5 protein-coding genes and 1 pseudogene are annotated in these 8,149 nt (G+C 50.1%); 1 reads left to right on the plus strand and 5 read right to left on the minus strand.

Annotation, left to right across the window (positions count from 1 at the left end):
- Positions 1–305: 305 nt before the first annotated feature.
- Positions 306–641 (plus strand): hypothetical protein, encoded by a 336-nt coding sequence (locus tag ACSHWX_RS17380; RefSeq protein ID WP_435669479.1) that lies wholly within the window; start codon positions 306–308, stop codon positions 639–641.
- On the opposite strand, the pseudogene ACSHWX_RS17385 reads toward ACSHWX_RS17380, so the two are convergent.
- The 5 genes and pseudogenes from ACSHWX_RS17385 to ACSHWX_RS17405 form a co-directional block, all read right to left on the minus strand.
- A pseudogene (locus ACSHWX_RS17385) lies at positions 544–833 on the minus strand (transposase); the annotation flags it as partial. The gene ACSHWX_RS17380 and the pseudogene ACSHWX_RS17385 sit on opposite strands and share 98 nt — an antisense overlap.
- 111 nt (positions 834–944) lie before the next feature.
- A complete protein-coding gene (locus ACSHWX_RS17390) occupies positions 945–4,121 on the minus strand; it encodes a DEAD/DEAH box helicase (RefSeq protein WP_435669480.1) in 3,177 nt (1,058 codons plus the stop codon).
- On the minus strand, positions 4,118–5,431 hold the full coding sequence (locus ACSHWX_RS17395) for an EH signature domain-containing protein (RefSeq protein ID WP_435669481.1): 1,314 nt from the start codon (positions 5,429–5,431) through the stop codon (positions 4,118–4,120). Before ACSHWX_RS17395 ends, ACSHWX_RS17390 begins: the two co-directional genes overlap by 4 nt.
- The gene (locus tag ACSHWX_RS17400) at positions 5,428–6,462 is read right to left on the minus strand and encodes an OmpA family protein (RefSeq protein ID WP_342857076.1); all 1,035 of its coding nucleotides are present in this window, start codon (positions 6,460–6,462) and stop codon (positions 5,428–5,430) included. Before ACSHWX_RS17400 ends, ACSHWX_RS17395 begins: the two co-directional genes overlap by 4 nt.
- The gene (locus ACSHWX_RS17405) at positions 6,459–7,949 is read right to left on the minus strand and encodes a hypothetical protein (RefSeq protein WP_435669482.1); all 1,491 of its coding nucleotides are present in this window, start codon (positions 7,947–7,949) and stop codon (positions 6,459–6,461) included. The genes ACSHWX_RS17400 and ACSHWX_RS17405 overlap by 4 nt, the downstream gene beginning before the upstream one ends.
- Between the last annotated feature and the right edge of the window lie 200 nt (positions 7,950–8,149).

Consider the following 8,149-nt stretch of genomic DNA (forward strand, 5'->3'; position numbering starts at 1 on the left):
GGTCGAAGGCTGTATGACCTGCTCATCATGCGGCCATTCTAAATGCGGTTGATCTATCGTGTCTGGCGTGTGTGAATGTGAGACCCACCAATAAATGACCATTTTCCACGAAATTTGGCCATTCCAACACAGTTCAAATGACCACCATCAACCTTAGTTGATGGTGGTTTTGCTTTATATCAATGACTTATGGTGTAATGAACGGTGCGCTCTTTCTGAACTAGGGACGGCTGTCCAAGGGGCCGCGCCAGCATTGACGCACCCGCAAAAATGTTCTCATTACGTTCTAAAGGATCCGGATCCTCTTGTTGAAACATGACAGCGCTGCGCTGCCAGATGCTGGCCGCCATACTATTGGCGTGCTGGCTCAGAGAGGACATCCAATGCCACGCATTCCATTCTCCGACGTCACGTTCCCAAATCAGGGGGCTTCCACACGATATGAAGTCGAGAACCGACTGAAGCAGTTCATTGTCGATTACCGCAAAAATGCCTGCGCCTTGGGCAATGTGTATCCTGTGACCGAAAAGGCTCGGGCGACTACCGCACAGTTGACCGATCAATCTGCAGCACATCACACGCCCGCCGATGGCTCACACCGTGCGCTTTGCACAGATGAACCACCGCTTGCCGCTTCCTAGCAGGCGTCACCATTTTTTTGAATTGGTGTCTAGCAACATCGCGTTGTCGAGAATCTGTTCAGCCAAGAGCTTCTTCAGCTTGCCATTCGCATCCTCAAGCGCACGCAATCGCTTCGCATCCGACGGTTCCATGCCACCATACTTCGATTTGTATTTATAGAACGTCGCTGAGCTGATCCCCTTCTCGGGACATTATCAGCGCTCCATAGAGAACCTCTTTGATAATCCATCAAATAAGGCTGGATCTCCGATCAAGGTCTCACAAGGAAGGTGGGGGCTGCGCATCGCTTCCAGCCTACTCTATCAAAACGGAACAAGGAAGTCAGGCCAGAGGCGACTGTCTTTTACCGCCGTTGCTGGAACATGTCCTTCTAATACTCCGCCTTCGTCCGGGGGCATTATTGAAATGACATGGTCTGTATGTTTATCAACATAGGGGGATAGTGTTGCGATGTCTTTGTATGCAGCGACCACAAGTCTATTTGGCCAGTCATTTGAGGACACCCTGATGATATCATCCGCCAAGCTGGTGATCCGAATGTCAGATCGGTCTGGCAAACCGTCAGCAAGTGAGAAGGTCTGTGGTGCCTCATCGACAACACGGCCCAAAACAGATGCGTCATGCAATTGCTTTAGATCGTACTCATCAACATCTGAGGGCCGCAACACATTGGATGCCAAGCCAATTTTGCGGGAGATCAAACGATGTAGCAGGCAATCAAAAGACGCTGGCCCAAGATCGGGATGCACGGCCATTGGGAGATGAACAGTTACAGGGCGGCTCTGGCCGATGCGATGAGTCCGATCGTTGCATTGCTCTTCGACCGCAGGATTCCACCAGCGCGTCAGGTGAACAACGTGATTTGCAGCGGTCAGGGTCAAACCTGTGCCAGCCGCACGCGGCCCCAGAACAAGCACGTCAAATCCGTCGTCGCCGCCCCGATCTCGCTGAAAGCGTTCTGTAATCCACTGGCGGTCATCAATTGAAGTATCGCCGTTGATCAACATGACGTTCAGGTCGAATTCAAGGTTGAGGATTTCGATAAACCAAGCTTGGATGTCTCGATTTTCCACAAATACCAGCGCACGCTCACCTTTAGATTTTACGAAGCGCAGAACATCCATTGCAACACTTGTCCGAGCTGAGGCCCCCACAAAATCGTTAATTAACTCACCTTCGATCATTCCCGGATGCGCAGATATCCGACGTATGTGTTGTAATACCTGAAGAATACCGCCTTGTTTTGCACGTGCCTCATTATAGCGGATCGCCTGTGCCGGAGGCATTTGGCGTGGATACATGATTCGTACTTTTGGGGGAATAGTTGGATCCGCCTCAATCTTCGTACGTCGAAGACATAGAGCAGGGCGCGTTCTGCTCTTTTGAAACAACGCTTGTTGAAGTTGCGCCAGTCGGTTTGCGGACGGTTTCGCAAACACCCGATTGAACGTGGCCAACGGCCCCAGTGCGCCGGGGCAAATAACGTCCAAAATTGACCACAGATCCTGTGTCTTGTTTTCAATTGGAGTTCCCGTCAATCCAATCCAGAAATCTGCCTGCACAGCTTTGGCAGCCTGCGCGCGTTGGGTGCGGGGGTTTTTGATAAACTGCATTTCATCAAACACAGCGGTTGCACATTTTAGACCTGCAAAGCTGACTGCATAATTCGCCAGCGTTTGATATGTTGTAATAATGACACCGCGTTTGCCATGTAGTAACGACAGGTCAAGATGCGAGGTGCCGTCGCCAATATCTTTTCCACGCGCTCTGTCGTTACGCCATCCAGACAGGGCCGTTCCATAAAGCTGGTGGATAGGGCCAAGTGCATTCTGCGCCAAATGCAAATCAATCTCTGCCTGCCAGTTGCGCAACAGAGAGGTCGGCGCAACAATCAGAACCGGGGCCGGCTCAACCTCTCCGATCTCCATTTGGTGGTTCAGCCACGACAAAAACGACAATGTTTGCAATGTCTTACCCAAGCCTTGCTCATCGGCGTTCAATACACCGGGAAGTCCGGCTTTCCAAGCGTCGACCTGCCAGAAGAACGAGTTTGTTTGATAGCCACGCAAATCTGCCGACACAGCCTCGGGCAATTTTGTTTCTGACCCGCTGCGGGGCTGAACATCGGCAAAATAGTCCAGATCATGAAGGTTTGCGTGAACAATCGGAAGATATGCTTCGGCTGGCTCTGCAGCTATCGGTGCAGGTTCTGAAAGCAATGCCTCGCGGCGCTTTAACGCTTCGATGACCTCTGCAGTGACGGGCACTGTTCCCGTGTGCAAATCCAAAGACTTGTCCCCAGCAAGTAACGCGCGCTGTAGCATCAAGATTGTGTCACTGACTTCTTCGTCCGCAAGCGCACCGAGACATTCTCCCACAGTCGGCGACATCGTCGGCGGCAGCCACGGCAGGCCACTCCCTTCGTCAATCTCTGAAGGTGCTGGCGCTACAACGCCGACCCCAATAACACGGTCAGACCAGCCTGTCGTTTCAGTCCAACCTTCGTCGACAGTGCGTTCAACCAGTTCGACCGCCGTTTCCGGCGGGGTTTCATCGGTTATTGTGCCAGTATCACGGAACTGTTGTTCGACCGCCTCAGCAATCAGGCGAGGGGCATCATCGATAAACGATTTACGGCCTTCTATGTCGTCTTTCATAGCGTCGGCGATCACTTTAAGAACGGGCGCCGCTGAGCGGTCAATGACCGCGAAGGTGCCATCTGCAAGGCGGTACGTCGGCTGTTCACCTCGACTGTTCACCGCGGCTTGAAAGCTCAGTGTGTTGGAAGGCGACAACAGGAACTCGTCTTCGTTCGTCGAAACAGGTATGGGAGCGAACCTGTGATCTTCTGGGTCAATAACTTCCAAACTCAAGCGCCCGACGCTGACAATTTTCAGGCCTTCTAAAAAAGGATCAAGCACTGTCCCAGCAGCATTGCCCAAGAATGTCTTGTACGTTGCAAGTGCCCGCCAATGAGATTCAATAGGCGCAGCAGGATCGAACTTTTCTGCGAGCCTGATCGCCTGATAGATTGCATCGGGGATACGCATGCGCCGTTCTGAAATTTCAGGAAACAAGATCGTCCCAGTACGTGGCACGCTTTCTTTTCGCCCATTGCGCTCCCACCACCAAGCAAGACGCGCATCAGCACTACCTATGGTGCCTTGCATTTTGGCCGCGAATGAAAACCCATGTATCAATGGGGGGAGTCCCAAAGGGGCGGTAAAGGCGTCTTCAATCTGGGCAACAAGTCTGTGGGACAAAGTCAGGCTATTCGATTTTACAACACTTTGTGTCCTGTCTGGGTCCAACGAACGAACTCGCGCCAAAGCGTAGGTGAGCGCCTGATCATCCTGATGGATCACTGTCAGATCAGGGCTGGAACTGCGCTGAAACCTTCGGAAGATACCTTTCGCAGTCTGCGCTGGAACAAGAACGATTGCATCTGGTTTGACTTCGCTGAGTATGAGTGACGTCATTTCAGTTGCTCCCTGACCTTCTCACGCCAACGGCCATGAACATCGTGACTCCATGTGTTCGGATTGCGGTCCTCCAGCGTGATGTCTTCATCTTTGTACGTCTCAAGATATAGTTCAGGGCGCTGCAATGCGCCTTCTTTAAAGATATGAACCCGGTAGGTATGAGATCCTTCAACAATTATCCTGTTCCCGGCTCGCATAATCAAAAGCGACGTATCTCGCCTTTTCCCAGACTGTTTTGCATAGGCATTTAAGGACATGTCCTGCGTAAGATCAAATCGACGCTGCGCCTCATCCACTGCAATTGGATGAAGCGCAACCCACGCCTCGGAAACCGTGCCCTCATCATAAAGACGGGTCCAGAATTCTCTCCGCATCCGCCACGTCTCTGGGTTCTTATGCTCAACTGTGGATATGATATCCATGAAGGCAATAATGCTATCCCCCGCCAACCACCGCAGCAGAACGCCACGGCAGTCCGGATCAACATCTTTCCAGATATGCTCACCAGAAATCCGGGGGTCTTCGAAGTGGCCCATCAAGAAGTCTATTATGTATTTTTGATCCATCTTGGCAGGATTGTTACTTATCCAAGGACGCAGCAACAGATTGATCACGTCAATCATTTGCTTCCCTTGCAAACCAAGTACCCCATCCGGTCTGCACCACCTCATCAAACGGTCCATATCGGCGCGGGTTCGTACCGGTGGCAAGGTAGTGAGGAAGTGACGAGATGCTTTGGTACAAAAACCAATTGCGTGAGGATCGGTAAAGCCGCACGAGATTAGCATTTCGAATGGGTCGTCATCTTGCGCCATACGCATTGCAACCTTCAAAGCTCCTGCAGAGGGATCAAATGTCTCCGGCAAAGAACCCACAAGGTGCGCCAAGTGATCAGGCAATTTATCCGCCCGATCTTGCATTATCCCAGATACTTCAACGGTTAGAGGGTCATCCTCTTTCCAGCCTTCAAAATAACCCTCGCACATCGCTGAGAGCAAATTCGAACGGCTTGTTCGTGCGGCTTGTTGCAACAGAAATTTCTGCAGTTTTCTGAACGGGGTCAAGCGACCTGCACATGCTGCGCGTAACAGGATGGATACGTCAGCTTCGGTTGCGCCATCCCAATGATTTTGAGGCAGACGCTTGGTATAGCTCTCAGCAAGGTTATGAATGTCCTGAACAGAAATGGTTGATTTACGCTGATAGGCCCCAGCGATTTCAGTACATATCTTAAAGAATGCCCCCGAATTGCTGGGGACGCGTTTTATAGAGCCGCTGAAAGCTGGGATGAATGCGCGAACTGTCATGGGGCATCCCTCCTTTGAAGGCCCTTTTTAATTTGTTCTATATTTTCAACACTTGCTGGGCGCAGCATAATGAATCTTAAATCAATCCGCCGATTGGCGCTTTTTCCTGCGGGACTATCATTCTGCATCACGGGCCGATCCTCACCATACCCTGCAACAGACAAAACCGGCTGTTTCGTTAAATTCTGATGGATGTTCAAGTCGGGTTGGTGAGAGATCATCGCGCCGTAAGTCGTTGCGGCACGTTTGGAACTCAAATCGACATTGCCTGTGGCAGAGCCATCACTGTCTGTATGCCCTTCAATTTGCAAAGCTTCTACTATGGCAAAAGATGGATTGCATTGCTCGTTATGAGCAGACTGTTGTCCCAATGTATAACAGGGTAAAATGGCATGGATGAGTTCTGCAATCCGTTCGATTTTTGTTTGGCTCCCAGCTGACAAATTAGAGCTGCCAGAAGCGAACAATCCTTCACCTTGAAACTGTAAAGCATCCTTGCCAGCGCTCAATCTTACTCCAAGTTCTGGAAACTCCAAAGCGATCTGATCGCGGAGAGAAGTCAATAAGTTCACTCTATCCTCTGCCACAGCACTATTGTATTTTTGAAGAGGGTTGACTTCAATTAGGTTCAGTTGCTTGTGAGCGGTCTGCAACTCGACCTTTAAGCCAGAAATCTCTTGCTCTTGATCCTCGGACTGTTCTGCAAGTGCTTGGAGCTTGCTCAACTCGGATTTCAAACGCACCACTTCTTCGCGAAGCTGCAACAGTGTCGCAACATCGATAGTTCCGGCAGTCAAATCTTCAATCGCGCTGAGAGTTTCTTGAAGCTGGACTTCACGTTCTTCTAATTGTTCGATTACCAGTTCATGCTCACTTACCGGCACCGTTTGATCCGGCCTAAGTTGGCTTGCGAAGAACGCCAATAGGATCAGGACAATGAAAAGGATGCTGACAGTCATATCCGTCATCGAAATGAATGCGGATTCGTCTTCTTCATCGCTGTGACGTGCATGATGGCGGGCATTTCTCATTCGGACGTCAATGGACTAGATGATGCTGGTGGTTGATTATTGTCATATTCAACTTCAATCGTAGACCCTGAATCGAGTTCCGGTGTGACCTCGAGAATTAGTTCTGGTTCTGGCGAAAATGTTCGCGCACCTTCGATTACAGCTCGTAATCGCTGCAAAGCGTCAGCATACTGTCCGTGAACGTCACCAGAGAACGCCTGTACCTCAGCCATCGCTGCATCAAGGTTGGTCTTATATACCTTCAGGGCTGTCTCCATGTCACCATCGTAAGCTTTGGCGCGACTTTCAAACGCTTCAATTTGAACTTTGATCGCTTCAGCCGCTGAGCTCAAAGCGGTGGTTTGATGTCCGAGTGACACTTCCGCTCTCTCGACAAGATCAACACCCGCTTTCCCAATGAGTTGAGCAGTCTCTGTTGTGCCCGAAATCGCTTCAGCCAAAGGTGTCGCTCCCTTTTCGAGAGCCTCCGCAGCCTTCGCCAACTCTTGTACAACCACCTCAATCCGTCGGGATACTGCATCAAGACCCACTGTGGTATCTCGCATTCCTTCAGCTGCCTTTTCCATCTGATTGCCTGCATCGGCGATCGTCTTGTTCAAGCTTTCAGAGACGCCTGTTGCAACAGACTTCATCATGTCCGCGGCTGCTTCGCCGCCACGGTTGCTTGCTTCTTTTAATGGCGCTGAGAGGGCTGAAATAAGCTCTGCATTCAGTTTGGAGAGATGGGAGCGCAGCTCCTTCGTTTCCCCCAGTTGCTTTTGTGCAATATCTGCCAGACTAAGGAATTGTACACGTCGTTCAATAGCATGTGAAAGTGTAGCCACAGGACCATCAATGCGCCTCGATAATACCCTGATGGATAACCCAACAAGAATGGAGGCGAACAGACCAGATAGTGACATGATGAATTTTGCAGAGGCCACTGCAAGCAATTGACTTAGAGCCGCTGTCATTACCGCGGAGTCAGCGCCATCACCGGCATTTTTCAAAAGATCACCGGTTTGAACAAGAGCCGCAACCAATCCAAGAAACGTTAGAAACAAACCAACCGAAACCAAAACACCTGGCCAGAATCTCCACCGGCTCAATCCGAATCCAAGGCTGTATAAATTGAAAAACTCATCTGGCCTTTCTGAGTTTTGTATTACACCGTCATTCTCTTCACTTGGTTCAATGACTGTCTCACGAAACTCAGCCCAAATGTCCGCAAGGCGAACTTGAGGCCCACTTTCTTGCCATGCTTCGATACGGGCGCAAATTGAAGCGTAGTTTTTTGCAAATTCTCGCTCTCCACTTGTTTCGGTAACTAGGCGAGTAAGTTTAAGTACAGCGTGTCTTTGCCGCTCAGTGATGATAGCCATCAAAAAGACAATGACACTGGCGATCGTAAAAATAATTGCAGCGACGGTTCCCGGTACAGAGTCAATTGTCAGATATTTAGCCAAACCCAAGATGAAGTCTTTTGAGGCCAAGCCCAAGGTGTCCATAAAATTTTGCATAATATTATTTAACCGCTCTAAAATGTTTCATTTACCCACACTCTCTACGCGAGCATAAGACTGCCCTGTTTGAAGGCCGTCAATCTTTGAATCTTATTTAAAATCAAAACTGTGAAGTGGTCCGGCAAAATTGGACGTCGTGCTAAGATGTATCCAACCTTGAAAACAGGCTACACAAATGACGAAGA

It is taken from the genome of Maritalea sp. (assembly GCF_051251695.1).
Taxonomy (GTDB): domain Bacteria; phylum Pseudomonadota; class Alphaproteobacteria; order Rhizobiales; family Devosiaceae; genus Maritalea.

Coding starts and splice junctions, on each gene's coding strand:
- ACSHWX_RS17390 (WP_435669480.1), bottom strand. CDS start 4,121: ATGACGTCACTCATACTCAGCGAAGTCAAACCAGATGCAATCGTTCTT.
- ACSHWX_RS17400 (WP_342857076.1), bottom strand. CDS start 6,462: ATGAGAAATGCCCGCCATCATGCACGTCACAGCGATGAAGAAGACGAA.
- ACSHWX_RS17395 (WP_435669481.1), bottom strand. CDS start 5,431: ATGACAGTTCGCGCATTCATCCCAGCTTTCAGCGGCTCTATAAAACGC.
- ACSHWX_RS17405 (WP_435669482.1), bottom strand. CDS start 7,949: ATGGACACCTTGGGCTTGGCCTCAAAAGACTTCATCTTGGGTTTGGCT.